Genomic DNA, 22,007 nt, shown 5'->3' on the forward strand with positions numbered 1-22,007 from the left:
TTAAACAGATACTTTTCCTTTAATTAATGGATGTGGGTCGTAATCTACTAAAGTGAAATCTTCATATTTAAAATCAAAAATATTTTTGATTTCAGGATTTAAAATCATTTTAGGTAAAGGTTTAGGATCTCTACTTAGTTGTAACGCTATTTGTTCAAAATGATTGTTATAAATATGTGCATCTCCAAAAGTATGTATAAATTCTCCAGGCTCTAAACCAACCACTTGAGCAATCATTAAAACTAACAAAGCATAAGATGCAATGTTAAAAGGAACTCCTAAAAATACATCAGCACTACGTTGGTATAATTGACATGATAATTTTCCTTCGGCAACATAAAATTGAAAAAAAGCATGACAAGGAGGTAAAGCAGCTTTGTTGTTGGCAACATTTTCTGAAAAAGAAACAGAAGTATCTGGCAGTACACTAGGATTCCAAGCAGAAACCAACATACGTCTACTGTTTGGGTTGTTTTTTAAAGTTTCTATTAGTTCAGAAATTTGATCAATTTCTTCACTGTTCCAATTACGCCATTGATGTCCGTAAACAGGTCCTAAATCTCCATTTTCATCAGCCCATGCATCCCAAATTTTTACATTGTGTTCTTTTAAATATTCAATATTGGTTTCTCCTTTTAAGAACCAAAGCAATTCGTGAATAATAGATTTTAAATGTAGTTTTTTAGTAGTTACCATTGGGAAACCTTCAGACAAATCAAAACGCATTTGATATCCAAAAACACTTTTTGTTCCTGTACCGGTACGATCTCCTTTTTGTACTCCGTTTTCTTGAATGTGCTTAATTAAATCTAAATATTGTTTCATGGTAAAAATATATAAGTATTGGTAAAATTATAAAAAAGCCGATACGTTTAGGTATCGACTTTTATTATTTTATAAAGACATTATTAACAACTTACCTTTTATTGAGTTCATCTCTAATTTTAGCAGCTGTTTCATAATCTTCTTTTTCTATGGCATTATTTAGTTTTTTCTCTAATTCTTGAGTAGAAATATTTTGAAAAGCCTTATTGATGTCTTCAGATTTAGAGCTGTTTAATAAATCTGTAATTTCATCATCCTCTTCTTCCATTAGATTTTCGTTCTCCTCTTCTTCTTGAGCATCTACAAAATCTTCTTGTTTAAGAATAATACCTGCTTTGTCTAAAATGTTTTGGTATGTGTAAATGGGAGTGTTAAAACGAATGGCCAATGCAATGGCATCAGAAGTTCTTGCATCAAACACTTTTTCTTCATTATTTTGAACACAGACCATGCTGGAAAAAAACACGCCATCAACTAATTTGTGAATGATTACTTCTTTTACACGTATGTTATAAGACTCGGCAAAAGTTTTAAATAAATCGTGAGTTAAAGGTCTTGGTGGTGTTATTTCGCTTTCCAACGCAATGGCAATGGATTGAGCTTCAAAAGCACCAATTACAATTGGAAGGGTTCTTTCTCCATTTACCTCACTTAATACTAATGCATATGCACCTGTTTGGGTTTGGCTGTAGGATATTCCTCTAATATCTAATTGTACTAAACTCATTCTTTAATTTTAAAAATTATGCATTTTCAGCTTTAAAGGCTTTTAATTTTTCAATCAATTGTGGCACTACTTCAAAAGCATCTCCTACAATACCATAATCTGCAGCCTTAAAGAAAGGAGCTTCAGGATCTGTATTGATAACAACTTTTGTTTTAGAAGCGTTTACTCCAGCTAAGTGTTGAATGGCACCAGAAATGGCAATGGCAATGTATAGATTGGCAGCTACTGGTTTTCCTGTTTGTCCAACATGTTCTCCATGTGGTCTCCATCCCATGTCAGATACAGGTTTAGAACAAGCGGTAGCAGCACCTAAAACATCTGCTAATTCTTCAATCATTTTAAAGTTTTCAGGTCCTTTTAATCCTCTACCCCCAGAAACTACAATATCTGCATCTGCAATGGCAATTTTACCAGATGCTTTTTCTACTGATTCAGATTTAACGCTTGTAGATAATAATACCGGAGAAAATTCCTCAATTTCAGCAGTAGTAGGTTCTTCTTTTACTTCAAAAGCATTTTTAGCCAATCCAATTACTTTACTATCTGCACTAATAACAGTATTGCTAAATGCTTTGTTAGAAAAAACTTTACGTTCTACGGTAAAAGGAGCAAGGCTACTTGGAGCACTCACTACGTTTGATACGTAACCAGCGTTAAATTTAGCAGCTAATAGTGGAGCTAAATATTTACCATTATTACTACTATCAATTATAATAATATTAGTGTTGCTAGTAAAAGCAGCTTCTGTAATAATACCAGCGTATATTTTTGCATTAAAAACAAAGCTATCATCTTTTACAAATAATATTTTGTTTGCACCATATTTTTGTAACTGTTCTGGTTCTGTGGCATTAATTGTTATTACTGTTAAATCAGTATCTAATTGATTTGCCAGTGCTTTTCCATAAGAAACAACCTCAAGGGCAGATTTCTTAAATTTTCCTTCGCTATTGTCAGCGTATACTAATACAGACATGTTTGTATGTTTTTAGTTGCCTAATTTATTTAAGGCACAAGGTTTTTAAATTAAATTACTTTTGCTTCGTTGTGTAATAAGTTGATCAACTCATCTAGGTTGTTAGCATCAACCATTTTACAAGCACTTTTTTCAGCGTTTTTCTCAAAGTTTGTAATTTGAGTAGTGGTTGTAGATTCTATAGCAGGAACAACGGTTAAAGGTTTTTTACGAGCCATCATAATTCCTCTCATATTAGGTATTTTAAGATCTTTTTCTTCAACCAATCCTTTTTGTCCAGCAATTACTATAGGTAGTGTAGCACTTAGTTTTTCTGTACCACCATCAATTTCTCTAGAAGCACTTACAGTATTTCCTTCAATTTCTAAACCAATACAAGCATTAATGTAATCAATATCTAGGAAAGAAGCAAGTAAACCAGGTACCATTCCTCCATTGTAATCAATAGATTCTTTACCTGTTAAGATTAAATCATATTCTCCATTTCTGTATACTTCTGCAATTTGTTGAGCTACATAAAAACCATCAGTAGGTTTTGCATCAATACGAATTGCTTCATCAGCTCCAATAGCCAATGCTTTTCTTAGAGTAGGTTCTGTTGTAGCATCTCCTACATTTACCACAGTAACAGTTGCTCCTTGTTTTTCTTGAAACCAGATAGCTCTTGTTAGTGCAAACTCATCATAAGGATTTATAACAAATTGTACTCCATTTGTATCAAATTCTGTCGAATCACTTGTGAAATTGATTTTAGAAGTAGTATCTGGGACGTGACTTATACAAACTAATATTTTCATATCGAGATGTTTATCTATTTATATATATTATTAAATAAGTAAAAGCTAATGTAAATTAAATTTTGTAAATATTTTGGTTTAATATTAGAAAATATGGCTGTGTTTTTGTTATTTTTGTGAACGTTTAAATAAAATAGAGTACATGAAAACTATACAATTTAGAGAGGCAATTTGTGAAGCGATGAGCGAGGAAATGCGCATGGATGAGAGCATTTATTTAATTGGAGAAGAGGTTGCTGAATATAATGGAGCTTACAAGGCTTCAAAAGGAATGTTAGACGAGTTTGGTGAAAAACGTGTAATTGATGCTCCCATTGCTGAATTAGGTTTTGGTGGTATTGCTGTAGGTTCTACTATGACTGGTAACAGACCAATTGTAGAGTATATGACTTTTAACTTTGCTTTGGTTGGTATTGATCAAATCATTAACAATGCTGCAAAAATTAGACAAATGTCAGGAGGTCAATTTCCTTGTCCAATTGTATTTAGAGGACCAACTGCATCAGCAGGACAATTAGGAGCGACTCACTCACAAGCTTTTGAAAACTGGTTTGCAAATACTCCAGGTTTAAAAGTTGTAGTACCATCTAACCCATATGATGCGAAAGGATTATTAAAAGCTGCGATTAGAGATAACGATCCAGTTATTTTTATGGAGTCTGAGCAAATGTATGGTGACAAAGGTGAAGTGCCAGAAGGAGAATACATTATTCCTTTAGGAGTTGCCGATATTAAAAGAAAAGGTACAGATGTAACGGTGGTTTCTTTTGGGAAAATTATCAAAGAAGCTTATAAGGCTGCTGAGATTTTAGAAAAAGAAGGAATTTCTATTGAAATTATAGATTTACGTACTGTTCGTCCAATGGATACTAAAGCAATTATAGAATCTGTTAAGAAAACAAATCGTTTGGTTATTTTAGAAGAAGCTTGGCCATTTGGTTCAGTTGCTACTGAAATAGCATATAGAGTACAAGAACAAGCATTTGATTATTTAGATGCTCCAATTCAAAGAATTAATACAGCAGATACACCTGCAGCATATTCTCCTGTTTTAATGGAAGAATGGTTGCCAAATGCACAAGACGTAATTGAAGCCGTAAAAGCAACATTATACGTTAAGTAATTTCTGCGAAACAACATAACTTAATCTAAATTCCTTTCTTACTTTTGAGAAAGGAATTTTTTTATCTACATGAATTATAAACCCCTAATTAATATCATATTTTTATTAATTACTATTGTTGTTTTTAGCCAATCTAAGGTTAAAGGAATAGTAGTAGATATTGATGGGAATCCTTTACCTTTTGCAAGTGTAATTTTTAAAAATACTACCGAAGGAACAGTTTCAGATGAGAATGGATCTTTTTATTTATCATCGCCTAAAACACATACCGAATTACAAGCAAGTTATGTAGGGTTTGATAAAGTAATACTACGAATAGAAAAACAAAATCAGTATTTTAAATTTGTTTTAAAAGAAAGTGCCGATCAACTACAAACTGTAACCATTGTAACGGGAAGAGTTCCTAAAAAAGGAAATCCGGCCATTGCATTGTTGGAAAAAGTTTGGGCAAGAGAAAAAAGTAACGGACTTAGAATGTTCCCGAATTATCAGTACGAAAAATACGAGAAAATTCAGTTCGATTTAAATAATATAGACTCCTCCTTTACAGAACAAAAGATATTCAAAGGGATGGAATTTGTTTTTAAACAAATAGATACTTCTAGAGTTTCTGGGAAAAACTTTTTGCCTGTTTATATAAACGAATCTGTCTATAATGTTTATGGTAAAAATGAGGGGAATAAAGAATTTGTTAGGCAAGATTTAGTAGCCAATAAAAACTCTGGAATTGGTGCGGGTGAAGGAGTTACTACTTACATTAAAGATTTGTATGTAGATTATGATATTTATGATGATTACATTCGTTTGTTTGGTAAGAGTTTTACAAGTCCTGTTGGGAAAGCTGGGGTCAATACTTATAATTATGTGTTAGCAGATAGTGCTACCATTTCTGGAAAATGGTGCTACAATATTATTTATTATCCCATTCGTAAAAATGAGCTAACTTTTAAAGGAGATATGTGGATTGCCGATACTGTTTTTGCAGTAAAAGATATCAGCATGCAAGTCTCTAAAAGTGCCAATCTAAACTGGATCAAAGAGGTTTATTTAGAGCGCGATTATAAGGTTGAAAATGATTCAGTAATCCTTCCAGAAAAAGATTACATGATGGCAGACTTTAGCTTACGTAAGAAAAAATCATCTATGGGTGTTTTTGGAAAAAGAACTACTTATTTTGATTCCTACAGTTTTAACAATCCTAAAAAAGAGAGTTTTTACAAAGAAAAATCAGATGTGTTTGCAGATAGTATTTACAATGCAGGCGATAGTTATTGGAAAACGCATAGAATTGAAAGACTAGATAAAAATGAACAGGGAATTTATTCCATGTTAGATACCCTAAAAACAGTTCCAAAGTTTAAAAGAATCTATAATTTAGGAGTCATTTTAGCGACAGGGTATGTAGAATTTCCAAATTTTGATTATGGACCTGTATTTTCTACTTTTGATTATAATGATGTTGAAGGTGTAAGAATTAGAGTAGGAGGAAGAACCTATTTTGGTGTGAATGATATGTGGCGACTTCAAGGATATACAGCTTATGGTTTTAAAGATCAGAGAGTAAAATATGGAGTGTTTTATAAATACATGTTTGATAAGCAAAAAAGATTAATTTTTGGAATAGGACGTAGAGATGATGTAGAACAAACAGGAGCGGGTTTAACCACAAGTAACGATGTATTAGGAAGAAGTTTTGCAACCTCAGGATTGTTCTCAAGTGGAGCATCAAACTTGTTAACAGATGTAAAGCTAACAAATGTGTTTTTTAGTGCAGAACCCGTTGATAATATCAATTTTGAAATAAACTTTGCTCAAAGGAGTCTAAAATCAGCTTCTCCAGCTTTTAATTTGTCTTATGTTGATGAGTTTGGCAATATTCAAAATGAAACACAACAAACGGAATTAGGTTTTGCGATTAAATACACACCAGGAAGAAAAATATTTGGAAATGGTGTAGAACGTAAAAATGTAAATGATAATTTTCCAGTTTTCTACCTAAGTTATGCCAATGGTTTTGGTGCGTTGTTTAATAGTGATTTTGATTACCAAAAATTACAAATGTATTACAAACAGCCTTTTTATATAGGAAGTATTGGTAGAACCACAACTACGATTGAAGTTGGTAAAACATTTGGAGAGGCTTCTTTAGCGCTTTTAAATATTGTTCCTGGAAATCAATCTTTCTTTAATATTCAAAACACTTTTGGGCTTTTAAATTATTATGAATTTGTAACAGATACTTATGCTTCCTTGCATTTAGAACATAATTTTAACGGACGTATTTTAGGTAAAATACCTTTTTTAAGAAAACTAAATCTTCGTGAAGTGGTTGGTGTAAAAGGAGCTTATGGAACTATCACACAAGCTAATATTGATAGAAACATACCAGCTTTTCAATCACTACCTTTCTTAAATTTAGATGCTAAAACCATTGCTCCTAGTCAAGTTTATTATGAATATAATGCAGGAATAGACAACATACTAAAGGTATTTAGATTAGATTTTTATTGGAGAGGGAGTTATTTAGATCATCCCAACGCTAATAAATTTGGAATTAAAGGTTCATTTGGATTTACTTTTTAACAGATGTATATATACATTTTTTTATTTGTATTTTTGTGCTCTGAAAAATTTGACTTAACATAAAAAAGATATGGCATTAAAAATTTTTGGACATAGATCTCCAGATACTGATGCAACTGCATCGGCAATTGTATGGTCTTGGTATTTAAATCAACAAGGAGTTGAAGCTAAACCTTATGTATTAGGAACTCCTAATACTGAAGCTTTATTTGTGTTAAAACATTGGGGTTTTGAGGTTCCTGAAATTTTAACTTCGGTTTCTGCTCAAGATGAAGTAGTAATTGTCGATACCAACAACCCAGACGAATTGTTTGAAAACATTAATGAATGTAACATTACACAAATTATAGATCATCATAAATTAGTTGGAGGATTAGAGACAGCTGGGCCTATAGATATTACCATAAAGCCTTTAGCATCTACAGCTTCTGTTATGTATTTAATTTTAGGTTCAGAAGAAGTTGAGGATTTACCCAATGAAATTGCAGGATTAATGTTGTCTTGTATTATTTCGGATACATTAGAATTCCGTAGCCCAACCACTACAGAGGATGATAAAATGATGGCTGAACATTTGGCTTTTAAATTAGGAATTGATATTACGGAATATGCTACCAAAATGTTTGAAGCAAAATCTGATATTTCTGCTTTTTCTGATGAGGAATTGATTAAAATGGATAGTAAAAAGTATGAGGCGAGTGGGAATAAATACAGAGTATCTGTATTAGAAACCACAAGTCCTAATATTATTTTAGATAGAAAAAATTCTATTTTATTAGCTATGGAAGCTATAAAAGTAAAAGAGGAACTAGATGAGGTTTTATTATTTGTAGTAGATATTTTAAAAGAAGAATCAACTTTGTTTGTACCTAATGATATAGTAAAACAAGTGGCTGAGTCTAAATTTAACGCAACAGTAACTAGTGATTTAGTAGTGTTGCCAGGAGTAGTGTCTCGTAAAAAGCAAATTATACCAGTATTGTAAATCAATATTAAAACAATAAACAAAAAAAGCCCAACTATTTAGTTGGGCTTTTTTTGTTTGTAAAATGTATTATTCATAAATAGTTTCTTTCTGTGTGTAAGAACTTAAATTTTCTGAGTTTATAATGTTAATAGGTAATAAATTCCTTTTTGGAGTTTTTTTACTAAACATAAAATATTCTATAAGATTTGTTAAGCCTAAGTGTATTTGATGTTTTGCGTTTTGATGGATTAAAAACTGGATTGTGTTATTCTTTAAATAAGTGATGTTTTCTTCTAATAAATCATAACCAATTAATTTAATATCTTTTAAATTGTGTTTTTTGATCAGTTTTGCAACCATATATGTTTTGGAATTTGTTACAAATATTCCTTTTACATCAGGGTTTTGACTTAAAAAATTAGTTAATTCAAGCTCTAAGTTTTCAGATGAAAATGTTTGAGTAACAGAACTTAATGCTGTATCTGTTTGTTTTATATATTCTTTAAAACCTTGGTCTTTCTCGTGAAAATAAGTAGCATTTTTAAAGTTTGCACCAATATAAAGAATTGCTACTTTTCCGTTACCTAAAATTAAATCGAATAATTTAGCAGCAATTCTACCGCTTTTAATTAAATCTTGTCCCACAAAATTAAAAATCTTGTTGTTAGGAATGTTGTTGTTAAAAATACTGACAACAATATCTTGGTTGGCGAGTAAATTAATAATTGTTTCCGATTCCTTTTGAAATGAAGGTACCATTAAAACAGCATCAGGTTTTAGGGCTAATACCTCATTGCTTTTTTGTAAAAATGAGTTAACATCTTTGGAGTGATATAGCAATGTCTTTATTTGAATATCAAATGATGCAAATTCTTGTTTTACAGATTCAATCCCTTCTTTACAAGACAACCAATAATCATCTAAATGATAATCAGGAATTAATACACAAATGCTGTAAACTTTATTATTCTTTAAATTCCTAGCAATCAAGTTAGGTTTGTAGTCAATCTCTTCTAAGATTCTAGTAACATCTATAAGTGCTTTTTCAGAAACCTTTCCTCTTTTATGAATAACACGATCAACAGTCCCCTTAGAAACCCCTGCAAGTTCTGCAATATCTTTAATTGTGTATTTTTTTCTCATGTGGTAAATATAGTAAAAAAACATTTTTCGATTTTTTTTGTGTGTGAAAATGTCATTGTCATGTGTTCGAAAACATTAATAAGTGTGTTCGAGAACAAAATTAAACGTGCTCGAGCACAATAAAATTATGTGTTCGAGCACATTTTTGTGTTTTTTCTTTTTTTTTACGTTTTCATTCTATACTTTAGCAAAGTGAAAAAAACATAAACTCATAATTGATAATTGTTAACTTGTTGTTTTTGAGTGTTTTGTTGGTTGGGTGTAGAGGTGGGGTTTGTTTAAATATGAGTGTGTAATTTTTATAAATTAAAATTTGGGTAAATAATGACAGCAGTAACTACTAAACAAAAAAACTTAGTTCCAATGATGATAATAGCTGGGCTATTTGTCATTTTTGGATTTGTAACATGGATTAATGGAGCGTTGATTCCTTTTATGAAAACCATCAACGAGTTAACAGAATCCGAATCTTATTTGGTAGCGACAGCTTCTTACATTTCATTTGTGGTAATGGCTTTACCTTCTTCTTATGTAATTGGAAAAATTGGTTATAAAAAATCTATTTCTTTAGGACTTGTTATTATGGCAATAGGAGCTTTGGTTTTTATTCCTGCTGCAGAAGCAAGAACCTATTGGGTGTTTTTATTAGCTATTTTTTTACAAGGAGCTGGAATGACTTTGTTACAAACAGCAGCCAATCCATATATCACCATTTTAGGGCCTATAGAAAGTGCTGCAAAACGTATTGCAATTATGGGAATTTGTAATAAAGTAGCTGGAGCTGTAGGGTCTATAATTTTTGGAGCATTACTGTTAACAGGTATTGATGAAGTAAACGAAAAATTAAGCACTGTATCAGCTTTTGAAAAAACTGAACTTTTAAATACGATGGCTAACAGTGTGGTGATGCCATATGTTGTAATGTCTTTAGTATTGGTGATTTTTGCAGTATTAATTAGAAAAGCACCTTTACCTAATGTTGAATCGGAGTCAGAGGCTAGCGAAGATAATAGTTCAGAAAAAACAACAAAAACAAGCATTTTTCAATTTCCACATTTATGGTTAGGAGTTTTAGCATTGTTTGTTTATGTAGGAGCTGAAGTGATTGCAGGAGATACTATTATTGCATACGGAATATCATTAGGTTTCTCTGCTGCCAAAGCAAAGTTCTTTACCACATTAACATTGTTGTTTATGGTAGTAACTTATGGGTTGGGGGCTATATTAATTCCTAAATATATTAGTCAAAATACAGCCTTAAAAGCAAGTGCTGTATTAGGAATTGTTTTCAGTTTGTTAATTCTAAATACTACAGGTTTTACTTCAGTATTATTTGTTGCAGCTTTAGGTATTTCTAATGCTTTGGTTTGGCCGGCTATATGGCCATTAACACTAAAAGGCTTAGGTAAGTTTACCAAAACAGCATCTGCCTTGCTGGTAATGGCTATTTCTGGAGGTGCTATTATTCCACCTTTATATGGAAGAATGGTAGACGCTAGCAAATTGAGTTTAATTAGTGAAGGAGTAGATCAGGTAGAGGCAACTGCAAAAGCAGCAACAGGTAGTTATTGGATCTTAATTCCATGTTATACCATTATTTTGTTCTTTGCATTGTGGGGTCACAAATATAAAAGTTGGTTTAAAAAATAAAGTTGAATATAAAAGTTAGTAAAATGATTAAAAGTAGTATAGATAAGGCGACTGGTTTTGAACGTAGATTTGAAAATATCAATACAAATATTTTTGAAAATGCTAAAAAAGGTTCTATAGCTGTTGCTCAGCAAATAGCGAATGTTATCAAAGATAAACAAGCTAAAGGGGAAAAATGTATTTTAGGATTGGCTACAGGATCATCTCCAAGAGATGTATATGCTGAACTAGTAAAATTGCATAAAAATGAAGGATTGAGCTTTAAAAATGTAATTACTTTCAACTTAGATGAGTATTACCCTATGGATGAAAACTCTGTAAATAGTTACAGACGTTTTATGAGAGAAGCTTTATTTAACCATGTAGATATTGATGTAGAGAATTGTCATGTACCAGATGGTTCTTTAGATAAAGATAAAATTCAAGAATACTGTACAGCTTATGAGTCTAAAATTGAAAAATTAGGAGGAATAGATTTACAGTTGTTAGGAATTGGTTCAAATGGTCATATTGGTTTTAACGAATCAGGATCTTTACAAAATTCAAAAACAAGATTGGTGGCTTTAGATCATTCAACTCGTTTGGCTGCAAGTAAAGATTTTGGAGGATTAAGTAATACGCCAAAAACAGCTATTACTTTAGGTGTTAAAAAAATAATGGAGGCTAAAGAAGTTATTCTTTTGGCTTGGGGTGAAGGAAAATCTGCAATTATAAGTAGAGCTGTTGAAGGTACTGTAACAAACCAAGTACCTGCTTCATTTTTACAAGAACACAGCAATGTAACTTTTGTGGTAGATAGAGAAGCTTCATCTAGATTAACCAGAGTTAAAACACCTTGGTTAGTTGAAAAAGTAGAGTGGAATGAACAATTGACTAAAAAGGCAGTTGTTGGTTTGGCTTTAGAATTAGACAAGCCTATTTTAATGTTAACTGATGCAGATTATATTGAAAATGGAATGAGTGATTTGTTAGCTGAGTTTGGAAATTCATATGACATCAACATTAAAATATTTAACAATCTACAAAACACTATTACCGGTTGGCCTGGAGGAAAACCAAATGCCGATGATAGTAGAAGACCAGAAAGAGCAGAGCCTGCAAGAAAAAGAGTCTTAATTTTTAGTCCACACCCAGATGATGATATCATTAGTATGGGAGGAACTTTTAAAAGATTGGTAGAGCAAGGACATGATGTACATGTAGCTTATCAAACATCTGGAAATATTGCAGTTGCTGATGATGAAGCTTTACGTTTTGCGAATTTTGTAACTGATTACAATCAGCAATTTGGAATAGATAATAAAGAAGCTGGAGAGATTTACGAAAAAGCAAAAGCTTCATTAAAAGATAAAAAGAATAGTGAAGTTGATATTCCTGAAGTAAGATATATTAAAGGAATTATAAGAAAAGGAGAAGCTCGTGCAACAAGTCATTTTGTAGGATTAGAAGATCATCAAATTCACTTTATGAACTTGCCTTTTTACGAAACAGGAACCATTCAGAAAAATCCAATTGGAGAAGCAGATATTCAATTAACTATGAAGTTGATTGAGGAAATTAAACCTCACCAAGTATATGCAGCAGGTGATTTAGCAGATCCACATGGAACACACAAAGTTTGTTTAGATGCTATTTTCGAGTCAATGAAAAGATTAAAATCAAAAGATTTTATGAAAGATTGTTGGTTATGGTTATATAGAGGAGCTTGGCAAGAATGGGGAGTTGATGAAATTGAGATGGCTGTACCGATGAGTCCAGACCAAGTATTAGAAAAGAGATATGGAATTTTTAAACATCAATCTCAAAAAGATGGAGTGGTTTTCCAAGGAACAGATAGTAGAGAGTTCTGGCAAAGAGCAGAAGATAGAAATAGCGAAACAGCTAAGTTATACCAAAAATTAGGTTTGGCAACATATGCTGCTATGGAAGCTTTTGTTAAGTGGGAATATTAAAAAATTATGTTTTTTTTTCAATATCCGAAAGGAGTTGAGTTTTATTAGGTTTCTTAATATGGGCTGCTTTAGAGTTGGTAGCCCATTTAAGAATAAATAAAAGTTTTAAATTGATATATATTTATCCTACCCTATAATTATATACTTACCCTTAAACTAAAAATCCCTCTATCTTTTTTGATAGAGGGATTTTTTATATTATAATAACTAGCTTAAAACAAGCCGTGTACTTGTGCATCAATTCGGTCAATAATAGTTCCTAAGTCTTCAGGATTACTTACGTAATCTAAGTTGTCAATATCAATAATAAGTTTTTTCCCTTTGTCATAAGAAGTAATCCAAGCCTCGTATCTTTCATTTAATCGGCTTAAATAATCTATATTAATAGAGCTTTCGTATTCACGTCCTCTTTTGTGAATTTGTCCAACTAATGTCTTAATATCTGCTCTTAAATAAACTAATAAATCAGGTGGTGTTACTAAATTTTCCATCAACTCAAATAGTTGACTGTAATTGGTAAAATCTCTGTTGGTTAATAAGCCCATTGCGTGTAAATTTGGTGCAAATATTTTAGCATCTTCATAAATGGTTCGATCTTGAATAATGTTTCTACCACTTTTTTGAATTTTTAAAATTTGTTCAAAACGTGTGTTCAAAAAATAAACTTGTAAGTTAAAAGACCAACGCTCCATTTCGTTGTAAAAATCATCTAAATATGGATTTTCTTCAACGCTTTCAAAATGTGCATCCCATTTATAATGTTTAGCCAAAAGTTCTGTTAAGGTGGTTTTTCCAGCTCCAATATTACCGGCAATTGCTATGTGCATAGGATTGTTTGTTTAAACCTTAAAAATAGTTAATTTTTATAAATTGAAAGTGTGTAGATGTTGTTCTTCTTAAAAAAATAAAGTTTTTTATTAATAACTTCAAATGATTCAATTTCATTGGGAGTGTCAATAATTTTATTGTTTTTATGATGTAAAATATTCTCTTTTATGATATATGTATTATTGAGTGATATTGGTAAAAGGTTGTTTTGAATATTAATTGTAGCTTCTTTTCTAGCCAAGTAATTGTATTTTGTTAATTGATTATTGCTATTAATAATAATGGCTTGATTTAAATTTCCTTTGAGCTGTAAAATTTTTTCTTTGATAGGGATTGAGCTAATTTCTGTTTTTTGAGTTTTAAAATTATAGAGCTTCAATATCATTTTAATGTTGTCATAGATCCAAATTTTATCCTTGCTGGCATTGGCAATAAGTTCTGTGCCAATAGGAACATCAAACTCATTTATAAAACTAAGTTGATTGTCTAGCAATATTACTTTGTTAAAAAACTTATAAAGCAATAGAATTTGTAGTGGATTGCTAATATCAATAACGTCTGGAGTGCCGTATTCTATGTTTTTGTAATCGTTTTTTAAACTGCTTTTGTGTAAAGCATCATTTTGTAAATAATAACAGTTTTCATAGATGTCTATACCTACAAATTTGGTTACATCTTTTACCAAAATATTTTGACAAAAGCAGTTTAAATAACAAAAGAATAATAAAATCCAAAGTTTCATATTCTCAAATATAAACTAATAAACTTTAGGTTTTTCATTAGAGTTATACTCAACTCCCATTAAGTTTCCATATCTGTGGTAGTTATGAGAATAACTTTGTTCAATTAAGTAATTTAATAACTCAATACGTCCACTGTTTCTAGGTTCATCTCTGTAAATATTGATGGCGTTTTGGTGACATCTAATTAAAAAGTGATCAGACAACACTCCTAAAGCTCTTACACAAGTAAAATCTTTTGGATGATGTTTTAAGGCGTTACCGCAAGTATCTTTAATTAATGGAATGTTTAAAAATTCTGCAATGTATTCTACCTTATCAATGTGTTTTTGAGGCGTGTGTACATCATATAGTAATAAGATTTCTTTGTATGTGTTATAACTACAAATGTTGTACTGACCTCGTAAGTTTACATAGTCAATTTTTTTACTAAATAATTCATCATACCATTTTTTGTAATCTTCTTTCCAGTCGGTGGTTTTAGATCTGATGTTGGTAAACTGTAATACATAATTAATCCCCCCTGCTTTCATTCCAAAACCAAAACAAGAAGCCTTAATTCCTCCAAAAGGTTGTCTTTGTACAATAGCACCTGTGGTAGATCTGTTTACGTATTTATTTCCTGCTTCAATATGTTTATTCCAATATTCTACTTCGTTGTCATCTAAAGATTCTATTCCGGCAGTTAAACCATAATCTACATTATTGGCAATTTCCACAGCATGTTTTAAATCATCTGCCTTTAAAACAGATAAAATAGGTCCGAACAACTCATTTTGATATGGATAATCATCCATAGTTACATTCCAAATAATTCCAGGAGACAACATGTGGTTTCCGTTTAATCTAGGTTTTACCAACCATTGATCATCTGGGGTGTTTTGAATTACATGTTTTATTTTTTCGGAAATAGGCACTGCTAAAGGTCCAATTTCAGTTGAAAAATCCCAAGGATTTCCGAAGACTTTACTCATAGCAGCATCTTTCAATAAGGTTTTAAATTCCTTGTCATTAAAAACATCTTCAGTTAAAATTAGAAGAGAGGTTGCCGAACATTTTTGACCTGCATTTCCGAATGCCGATTGTACAATGTTTACGCAGGCTTGCTCTTTGTCTGCTAGGCTAGTAACAATAGTACTGTTTTTTCCTCCAGTTTCTGCATATAAGTTTAACTGAGGGTTTCTTTCTAATAAAAAGTGTGCTGTTTCTGTTCCACCAGTTAAAATAACAGCATCAAAAATATTACCGGTACTTAAAAAGTCATCTAAAATAGATTCTTCACAAGGTAAAAAGTATAAGGCATCCTTAGGAATTCCAGCTTCCCACAAACATTTACATACTAAATAGGCACAGGCTGATGCGTTAGTTGAAGGTTTTAAAATTACTTTTTTACCAGCTGCTAACGAAGCTAAAGCACCACCAATAGGAATGGCAATAGGGAAATTCCAAGGTGATAATACCAAATTAATACCTTCATCATCACTGTTAAATTCTTTGGCAATTTCCAAACTACTTTCGGCATAAAAATTAGCAAAATCAATGGCTTCAGAAACCTCTACATCTACTTCTTTTATGGTTTTTCCTAGCTCTGCAACGGCTACTCCAATTAAATTTGCTCTGCTTTTTTCTATTTCTAAAGCAGCTTTTTTAAGTAAATCCGCTCTTTTTTCAACAGAAAAATCTTGCCATTCGGTAGTATTATCAATGGCTTTTTGATAATCTTCTTTAATAGACATTTCGTAACTCCAAGGTGGGGTACCAGACCAATTGTTTACTTTGATGGTATATCTTTCATGATTGTCTAATGCTCCTATCACAGGAATCGTTGTTCCTATAATATTTTCTGGAGTTTTCCAATCTGTTTTAATTTTTTGAGCCCATGTAATGTTTTGTGGTAAGTTCCAATCTGTATTAGGTACATTATGAAAACCTTTCATCAATTCAGGTTTTTCATCATTTCTATCTTGTTTTCTACTAGGATTGGTGTCTAAATCTTCCATTAAAGAAATAGATTTTAAAAACTCTTCTTTTAAACTATCCCATTTTTCCGAACCAATTTTTAAATCATATCCTTCTTTTAAGAAGTTTCCAGCTTGTGTACCTTCATCCAGCCTTCTAACCAAATAAGCAATAGCTGCGTTGTATTGGTTTTCTTTTACAGTAGGTGTGTATAATAATAAATTAACTTTTTCGGCCAATAAATTGTCTACTGTTTGGTTGGCCATACCTTCTAACATTTCAAAATCTACACAATCTTCTAACTGATTTTGTTTTACTAATTGGAGAGCGAAAGAAATATCAAAAATATTATGTGATGCTACTCCAACATTCACAACTCTTGCAGATTGTGGGGTTAACATTTCTGATAATATTTTTTTGTAGTTGGCATCCGTTTCTGGTTTGGTACTAAAGGTTGCCAATGGCCAGTCTTCAATAGAAGATTCTGTCATTTCCATTTCCATATTGGCTCCTTTTACCAACCTTACTTTTACAGAGGAACCTCCGTTGTTAGCTCTTGTATTAGCCCAAGTGAAAAGTTTACGGTAATAATGAATCATTTCTGGAATGTAGGCTTGTAACACAATTCCTGCTCTGATGTTTTTGTATTCTGGTAAAGACAAAGTTTTGATAAAGACATCAAAAGTGATTTCTAGATCTTTGTATTCCTCCATGTCTAAATTCACGAATTTCTGAACTCCTGTTTCTTTTTCAATCTTTAAGATTTCATCATAGAACATAGATAATCTATTAGATAGTTTATCAACGGTGTCTTCGTGAGCTAAAGAAGAGATTTGAGAAAAGATGGTGGAAATTTTAATAGAAATATAGTTTACATCTTTTCTGTTTAATAAAGTTAGATAACCTAGAATTCTTTTTTGAGCTTCATCTTCTCCAATTAACGCTTCACCAATAAGGTTTACGTTTAAAGTAATTTTTTGATCTTTTCTTTTTTGAGCGTGTTTTTTAAACTTTTGGCTATTAATAAAAAAGACCACATCACTAGAAGTTGCTTGAATTTTCTTTAGCATGATAGCGACACTAAAGGATGGGATAATTTTACCTACAATGGTAAAAGTCTTAAGCAATAGGTTTTCTAAAGGAGTGAATAATGCTTGATAATTTTTGTGTGTTTTGAGCAGATGTATTACATGGTCTGCCACTTTTTTATAGTTTTTAGATCGGAAAGCAACATCCATCATTTGTATTAAAAAATGTTTGGATTCAGGTACTTCAATAATGGTTTTAAGCCGATCTGCAAAAGGATTTTTTGCGGTTGTGGTTTGATTGGTTTGTAATTTTTCTGCTAATCTTAGGGTATTTTGTATTTGTTTTTCCATATTTTCTTAAGTTAAAAAAATAGGAGGGGATAACCAAAAAAAAGCCCTGATAATGACGATTATCAAGGCTTTTATAAAAATATGTTAAATGTTTTTTACAAATTAAAAGCTTCTTTAACTTGATTTACATAATCTAACTTTTCCCAAGTAAAAGTTTCAACTTCAATTTCTTTTCTTCCTTCGTAAGGAGATTCAAAAACTACCGTTTTAACTTCAGGAGTTCTACCCATGTGACCATAAGCAGCCGTTTCTGTATAAATAGGGTTACGTAATTTTAATCTAGTTTCAATGGCAAATGGTCTCATGTCAAAAATAGAAGTTACTATTGCTGCAATTTGTCCATCAGTTAAATCAACTTTACTAGTTCCATATGTGTTTACAAAAATACCCATTGGTTCTACAACTCCGATAGCATAAGAAACTTGAACTAAAATTTCAGAAGCAACACCTGCTGCCACTAAGTTTTTAGCAATATGACGTGTTGCATAAGCTGCAGAACGATCTACCTTACTAGGATCTTTTCCTGAAAATGCACCACCACCGTGAGCACCTTTACCACCATAAGTATCAACAATAATTTTACGACCTGTTAAACCAGCATCTCCATGAGGACCTCCAATTACGAATTTTCCTGTTGGGTTGATGTGAAATTTAATATCATCTCCAAATAAATCTTGAACCTCTTGGTTAAAAGTTGCTTTTACTCTAGGGATTAAAATATTGATAATATCAGATTTGATTTTGGCTAACATGGTTTCATCTTCATCAAAATCATCATGTTGTGTAGAAACTACTATCGCATCAATACGTTCAGGTTTGTTGTCATCAGAATATTGTAAGGTAACTTGCGCTTTTGCATCTGGACGTAAATAAGTGATGTCTTTCATTTCTCTACGCAAAGCAGCCAATTCTTTTAATAAACGATGAGAAATTTCTAAAGCCAATGGCATAAAGTTCTCAGTTTCGTTAGTTGCATAACCAAACATCATTCCTTGGTCACCAGCTCCTTGTTCTTCTTTACTAGCTCTATCAACTCCTTGATTGATGTCTTGAGATTGTTCGTGAATGGCAGATAAAACACCACATGAATTTCCATCAAATTGATATTCCCCTTTGGTATATCCTATTTTATTAATGGTGTCACGAGCTATTTGTTGTACATCTAAATACGCTTTAGATTTTACCTCTCCAGCCAATACTACTTGACCCGTAGTAACTAAAGTTTCACATGCTACTTTAGAATCAGCATCATAAGCCAAAAAATGATCAATCAATGCATCAGAAATTTGATCTGCAATTTTATCAGGATGTCCTTCTGAAACTGACTCCGATGTAAATAAATATGACATATCTATTTGTGTTTTTTATTAAATGTTTATTTTGCTGAGTGCCTTGGTCGGCTAAAGAAGTAGATAATTACTGCTTTAGCTCTTTATTTTTTACAGTTGCTTATGGAATACTTTACTAATAGTATATTGTAAACTGTAAAAGAGGTGGCAATCAGTCAAATCTTTCCCCTTTTGTGGGGCAAAATTATAAAAAAGAAATGGAATACCCTCTTTAATAAATCTAATCTTTTTTTTGAATTTAATAATAAGGGATATAATCTGAGTTTAGGTTTTATATATTTGTTGGTTAAATGACTAGAAATTAATAAAAAATAAAAATGGAAAATCAAAGATTAGAAACTTCGGCATTACATGCTGGACATGATGTAAGTAATACGCAAGGAACAAGAGCGGTACCTATTTATCAAACCTCTTCTTATGTATTTAATAATACTGAGCATGCTGCAAACTTATTTGGATTAAAAGAATTAGGATTTATTTATACGAGATTAAATAATCCAACCAATCAGATTTTACAAGATCGTTTGGCTGCTGTAGAAGGAGGAATTGGAGCAGTGGTTTTTGCTTCGGGAACTTCTGCAATTGCAACAGGATTGATGACTTTGTTAAAAGCAGGAGATCACATTGTGGCTTCTAGCAGTTTATATGGAGGAACATTTACCTTGTTAAATGTTACGTTGCCAAGATTAGGAATTACTACTACGTTTGTAGACGCATCAAACCCAGAAGAGTTTAAAGCTGCAGTACAAGACAATACACGTGCATTTTTTGTAGAATCTTTAGGAAATCCAAAATTAGATGTGTTGGATTTAGAAGCGATTGCTGAACAAGCAAAAGCTGCTGAAGTGCCTTTTATTGTTGATAATACAGTAGCATCACCGGCATTGTTAAATCCAATTAAACACGGGGCTAACTTGGTGATTCATTCTTTAACAAAATATATTGGAGGACAAGGAAATTCTTTAGGAGGAGCTATTGTTGATGCTGGAACTTTTAACTGGGCTAATGGAAAATTTCCTGAATTTACAGAACCGTCAGCTGGTTATCACGGATTGGTTTATCATGAAGCATTAGGAGCAGCAGCTTTTACTTTTAAATTAATTTTAGAAGGATTGCGTGATTTTGGTGGAGCTTTAAGTCCAACAAACGCATTTAATATTATTCAAGGATTAGAAACTTTACCAGTAAGAATTAAACAACATTCTGCAAATGCATTAGAATTGGCGACTTGGTTGGAAGAGAGAGAAGAGGTTGCTTGGGTAAATTATCCAGGATTAAAATCTAGTAAGTATCATGATTTGGCTAAAAAATATTTGCCAAACGGACAAAGTGGATTGTTAACTTTTGGTTTAAAAGGAGGTTACGAAGCAGCTAAGAAATTTACAGATGCTACAGAAATTTTTTCTTTATTGGCAAATATCGGAGATACAAAATCATTGATTATTCACCCAGCAAGTACTACACATCAACAATTGAGTGAAGCAGATCAGGCAGGGGCTGGAGTTACTCAAGATTTAATTCGTTTGTCTGTAGGTTTAGAAAATATAGAAGATTTAAAAGCAGACATTGTACAAGCTTTTAGTAAATTGTAATCTTTGTGAAATAAATGAATATAGAAACCATCACTTTTTGTGATGGTTTTTTCTTTTTCTAACTCTTTTGCTCATTTCTTTTATTTCGAAATTTATTTTATATCTTTGCCCCAGCTCATTATGTATTGAAGTAAGTTATCATGAAAGGTAGAGGGAATAGACCCGTTGAAGCCTTAGCAACCCTTTTTTAGTTTCTAAAAATGAAGGTGCTACGTTCTACCAACATTAGTTGGATAGATAACACAGGAGCAATTCTCTTAAAAAAATCACGATAACTTAACAACACACCGCATATTTACTCTAAAAATGTTTAGAGTAGAAAGCTATTTGAGTATAAATGATTTTACGACATTGAATAAAAGTTTACAACATAGAACCCTAAAAGATTACACTACCTTAGTTGGTGTAAATTATCCTAGCTTAGAACTTTCATACGAAGTTTTTGGTCAGCCATTACATACTGCTCCTATAGTGTTGGTAAATCATGCATTAACAGGAAATTCAGATGTAGCAGGTGAACATACAGGATGGTGGAAAGGAATTGTTTCTAAAGGAAATTTAGTAGATACTGATAAGTACACCATAATTTCTATTAATATTCCTGGAAATGGATATGACAACAAGCCTGAAAATTTAATTGAAGATTACAAAAGTTTTACGGTTAGAGATGTAGCACAGTTGTTTGGTTTGCTACTAGAAGATTTAGGAATTACCAAATTACATGCAATTATTGCAGGTTCTTTAGGAGGTGGAATTGCTTGGGAAATGTCAGTTTTATTTCCAGATTTGGCTAATTATGTGATTCCTATTGCTTCTGATTGGAAAGCCACGGATTGGATTTTGGCTCATAATAAAGTACAAGAACAAATTTTAACCAATTCTAAAAAACCTGTACATGATGCTCGTATGATGGCGATGTTGTTTTATAGAACAGCAGCATCATTTAAAGAAAAGTTTAATAGAACTCAGAACGAAGCATTAGGAATTTCCAATGTAGAAAGTTGGTTGTTGCATCATGGATATAAATTAGAACAAAGGTTTGAGTTAAAGGCTTATCAAATGGTAAATCATTTACTAAGTACTTTGGACATTACTTCAGAAAGAGGAACTTTTGAAGAAGTGGCCAAAACAATTAAAGCAACCATTATTCAAATAGGAATAGATTCTGATTTCTTTTTTGTGCCAGAAGAAAATAGAGAAACTCAAGAAGTTTTAGCAAAAATAGGAGCCAAAGCCGTTTATAAAGAAATAACATCAATCCACGGGCACGATGGGTTTTTGGTAGAAGATGAACAGTTAAAAGAATTATTAAAAGACGTTTTTTAATAATTCAGGAGTTAAGGAAAAAGAATTTTAAAGGTTAAGTCTTCGAGCGTAGTCTAGAAGTGGAAACATTAAAAGTTTTAAAAGCGAATTT

16 protein-coding genes and 1 riboswitch are annotated in these 22,007 nt (G+C 31.8%); of the genes, 7 read left to right on the forward strand and 9 right to left on the reverse strand.

Features of this window, described 5'->3' with window-relative positions; translation table 11 throughout:
• The 4 genes from BUB70_RS11605 to BUB70_RS11620 all read right to left on the reverse strand — a co-directional run bounded on the left by BUB70_RS11605 (position 1) and on the right by BUB70_RS11620 (position 3,325).
• Positions 1–825 carry a thymidylate synthase gene (locus BUB70_RS11605; protein ID WP_073121788.1) on the reverse strand — a complete coding sequence of 275 codons (825 nt, stop codon included), beginning with the start codon at positions 823–825 and terminating at the stop codon, positions 1–3.
• 91 nt (positions 826–916) lie between these two features.
• Positions 917–1,552, reverse strand: a complete 636-nt coding sequence (locus BUB70_RS11610; RefSeq protein WP_073121791.1) for a bifunctional nuclease family protein — start codon at positions 1,550–1,552, stop codon at positions 917–919.
• Between the two features lie 16 nt (positions 1,553–1,568).
• Positions 1,569–2,528, reverse strand: coding sequence for an electron transfer flavoprotein subunit alpha/FixB family protein (locus BUB70_RS11615; protein ID WP_073121793.1), 960 nt, complete (start codon positions 2,526–2,528; stop codon positions 1,569–1,571).
• Between the two features lie 50 nt (positions 2,529–2,578).
• Entirely contained in the window at positions 2,579–3,325 is a 747-nt protein-coding gene (locus tag BUB70_RS11620) for an electron transfer flavoprotein subunit beta/FixA family protein (RefSeq protein WP_073121794.1), read from the reverse strand.
• 142 nt (positions 3,326–3,467) lie between these two features.
• On the opposite strand from BUB70_RS11620, the gene BUB70_RS11625 reads away from it, so the two are divergent.
• The 3 genes from BUB70_RS11625 to BUB70_RS11635 all read left to right on the forward strand — a co-directional run bounded on the left by BUB70_RS11625 (position 3,468) and on the right by BUB70_RS11635 (position 8,016).
• Positions 3,468–4,448, forward strand: a complete 981-nt coding sequence (locus tag BUB70_RS11625; protein ID WP_073121797.1) for a pyruvate dehydrogenase complex E1 component subunit beta — start codon at positions 3,468–3,470, stop codon at positions 4,446–4,448.
• 69 nt (positions 4,449–4,517) lie between these two features.
• Positions 4,518–7,031 (forward strand): DUF5686 and carboxypeptidase-like regulatory domain-containing protein, encoded by a 2,514-nt coding sequence (locus tag BUB70_RS11630; RefSeq protein ID WP_073121799.1) that lies wholly within the window; start codon positions 4,518–4,520, stop codon positions 7,029–7,031.
• A 70-nt stretch (positions 7,032–7,101) separates the two neighbouring features.
• Positions 7,102–8,016, forward strand: a complete 915-nt coding sequence (locus BUB70_RS11635; protein WP_073121801.1) for a manganese-dependent inorganic pyrophosphatase — start codon at positions 7,102–7,104, stop codon at positions 8,014–8,016.
• 69 nt (positions 8,017–8,085) lie between these two features.
• Here the strand turns inward: BUB70_RS11635 and BUB70_RS11640 are convergent, their stop codons facing one another.
• Positions 8,086–9,141 (reverse strand): LacI family DNA-binding transcriptional regulator, encoded by a 1,056-nt coding sequence (locus BUB70_RS11640; RefSeq protein ID WP_073121803.1) that lies wholly within the window; start codon positions 9,139–9,141, stop codon positions 8,086–8,088.
• A gap of 324 nt (positions 9,142–9,465) precedes the next feature.
• Between BUB70_RS11640 and BUB70_RS11645 the strand changes: the two genes are divergently transcribed.
• Both BUB70_RS11645 and nagB read left to right on the forward strand, forming a co-directional pair.
• Entirely contained in the window at positions 9,466–10,791 is a 1,326-nt protein-coding gene (locus BUB70_RS11645) for a sugar MFS transporter (RefSeq protein WP_073121806.1), read from the forward strand.
• Positions 10,792–10,793: 2 nt separating this feature from the next.
• Complete coding sequence (gene nagB / locus BUB70_RS11650; RefSeq protein ID WP_308691683.1) at positions 10,794–12,743, forward strand: glucosamine-6-phosphate deaminase; 1,950 nt, start codon at positions 10,794–10,796, stop codon at positions 12,741–12,743.
• Between the two features lie 212 nt (positions 12,744–12,955).
• On the opposite strand, the gene BUB70_RS11655 is transcribed toward nagB, so the two are convergent.
• From BUB70_RS11655 to metK, 4 genes are all read right to left on the reverse strand, one after another.
• Positions 12,956–13,570 carry a deoxynucleoside kinase gene (locus BUB70_RS11655; protein WP_073121810.1) on the reverse strand — a complete coding sequence of 205 codons (615 nt, stop codon included), beginning with the start codon at positions 13,568–13,570 and terminating at the stop codon, positions 12,956–12,958.
• A gap of 29 nt (positions 13,571–13,599) precedes the next feature.
• A complete protein-coding gene (locus BUB70_RS11660) occupies positions 13,600–14,313 on the reverse strand; it encodes a hypothetical protein (protein WP_073121812.1) in 714 nt (237 codons plus the stop codon).
• Between the two features lie 15 nt (positions 14,314–14,328).
• Positions 14,329–17,649, reverse strand: coding sequence for a proline dehydrogenase family protein (locus tag BUB70_RS11665; RefSeq protein ID WP_073121814.1), 3,321 nt, complete (start codon positions 17,647–17,649; stop codon positions 14,329–14,331).
• A gap of 95 nt (positions 17,650–17,744) precedes the next feature.
• A complete protein-coding gene (gene metK / locus BUB70_RS11670; RefSeq protein ID WP_073121816.1) occupies positions 17,745–18,998 on the reverse strand; it encodes a methionine adenosyltransferase in 1,254 nt (417 codons plus the stop codon).
• 317 nt (positions 18,999–19,315) lie between these two features.
• Between metK and BUB70_RS11675 the strand changes: the two genes are divergently transcribed.
• Together BUB70_RS11675 and BUB70_RS11680 are read left to right on the forward strand one after the other, a co-directional pair.
• Complete coding sequence (locus tag BUB70_RS11675; protein WP_073121818.1) at positions 19,316–20,590, forward strand: O-acetylhomoserine aminocarboxypropyltransferase/cysteine synthase family protein; 1,275 nt, start codon at positions 19,316–19,318, stop codon at positions 20,588–20,590.
• A gap of 132 nt (positions 20,591–20,722) precedes the next feature.
• Positions 20,723–20,834, forward strand: a riboswitch (SAM riboswitch).
• A 62-nt stretch (positions 20,835–20,896) separates the two neighbouring features.
• On the forward strand, positions 20,897–21,916 hold the full coding sequence (locus tag BUB70_RS11680; RefSeq protein WP_229743005.1) for an alpha/beta fold hydrolase: 1,020 nt from the start codon (positions 20,897–20,899) through the stop codon (positions 21,914–21,916).
• Positions 21,917–22,007: the final 91 nt, after the last annotated feature.

The sequence above is a fragment of the Wenyingzhuangia marina genome, assembly GCF_900130035.1.
GTDB lineage: Bacteria > Bacteroidota > Bacteroidia > Flavobacteriales > Flavobacteriaceae > Wenyingzhuangia > Wenyingzhuangia marina.

Coding starts and splice junctions, on each gene's coding strand:
- BUB70_RS11655 (WP_073121810.1), bottom strand. CDS start 13,570: ATGCACATAGCAATTGCCGGTAATATTGGAGCTGGAAAAACCACCTTA.
- BUB70_RS11605 (WP_073121788.1), bottom strand. CDS start 825: ATGAAACAATATTTAGATTTAATTAAGCACATTCAAGAAAACGGAGTA.
- BUB70_RS11610 (WP_073121791.1), bottom strand. CDS start 1,552: ATGAGTTTAGTACAATTAGATATTAGAGGAATATCCTACAGCCAAACC.
- BUB70_RS11635 (WP_073121801.1), top strand. CDS start 7,102: ATGGCATTAAAAATTTTTGGACATAGATCTCCAGATACTGATGCAACT.
- BUB70_RS11625 (WP_073121797.1), top strand. CDS start 3,468: ATGAAAACTATACAATTTAGAGAGGCAATTTGTGAAGCGATGAGCGAG.
- BUB70_RS11645 (WP_073121806.1), top strand. CDS start 9,466: ATGACAGCAGTAACTACTAAACAAAAAAACTTAGTTCCAATGATGATA.
- BUB70_RS11675 (WP_073121818.1), top strand. CDS start 19,316: ATGGAAAATCAAAGATTAGAAACTTCGGCATTACATGCTGGACATGAT.
- BUB70_RS11620 (WP_073121794.1), bottom strand. CDS start 3,325: ATGAAAATATTAGTTTGTATAAGTCACGTCCCAGATACTACTTCTAAA.
- BUB70_RS11660 (WP_073121812.1), bottom strand. CDS start 14,313: ATGAAACTTTGGATTTTATTATTCTTTTGTTATTTAAACTGCTTTTGT.
- BUB70_RS11665 (WP_073121814.1), bottom strand. CDS start 17,649: ATGGAAAAACAAATACAAAATACCCTAAGATTAGCAGAAAAATTACAA.
- BUB70_RS11640 (WP_073121803.1), bottom strand. CDS start 9,141: ATGAGAAAAAAATACACAATTAAAGATATTGCAGAACTTGCAGGGGTT.
- BUB70_RS11630 (WP_073121799.1), top strand. CDS start 4,518: ATGAATTATAAACCCCTAATTAATATCATATTTTTATTAATTACTATT.
- BUB70_RS11615 (WP_073121793.1), bottom strand. CDS start 2,528: ATGTCTGTATTAGTATACGCTGACAATAGCGAAGGAAAATTTAAGAAA.
- BUB70_RS11680 (WP_229743005.1), top strand. CDS start 20,897: ATGTTTAGAGTAGAAAGCTATTTGAGTATAAATGATTTTACGACATTG.
- metK (WP_073121816.1), bottom strand. CDS start 18,998: ATGTCATATTTATTTACATCGGAGTCAGTTTCAGAAGGACATCCTGAT.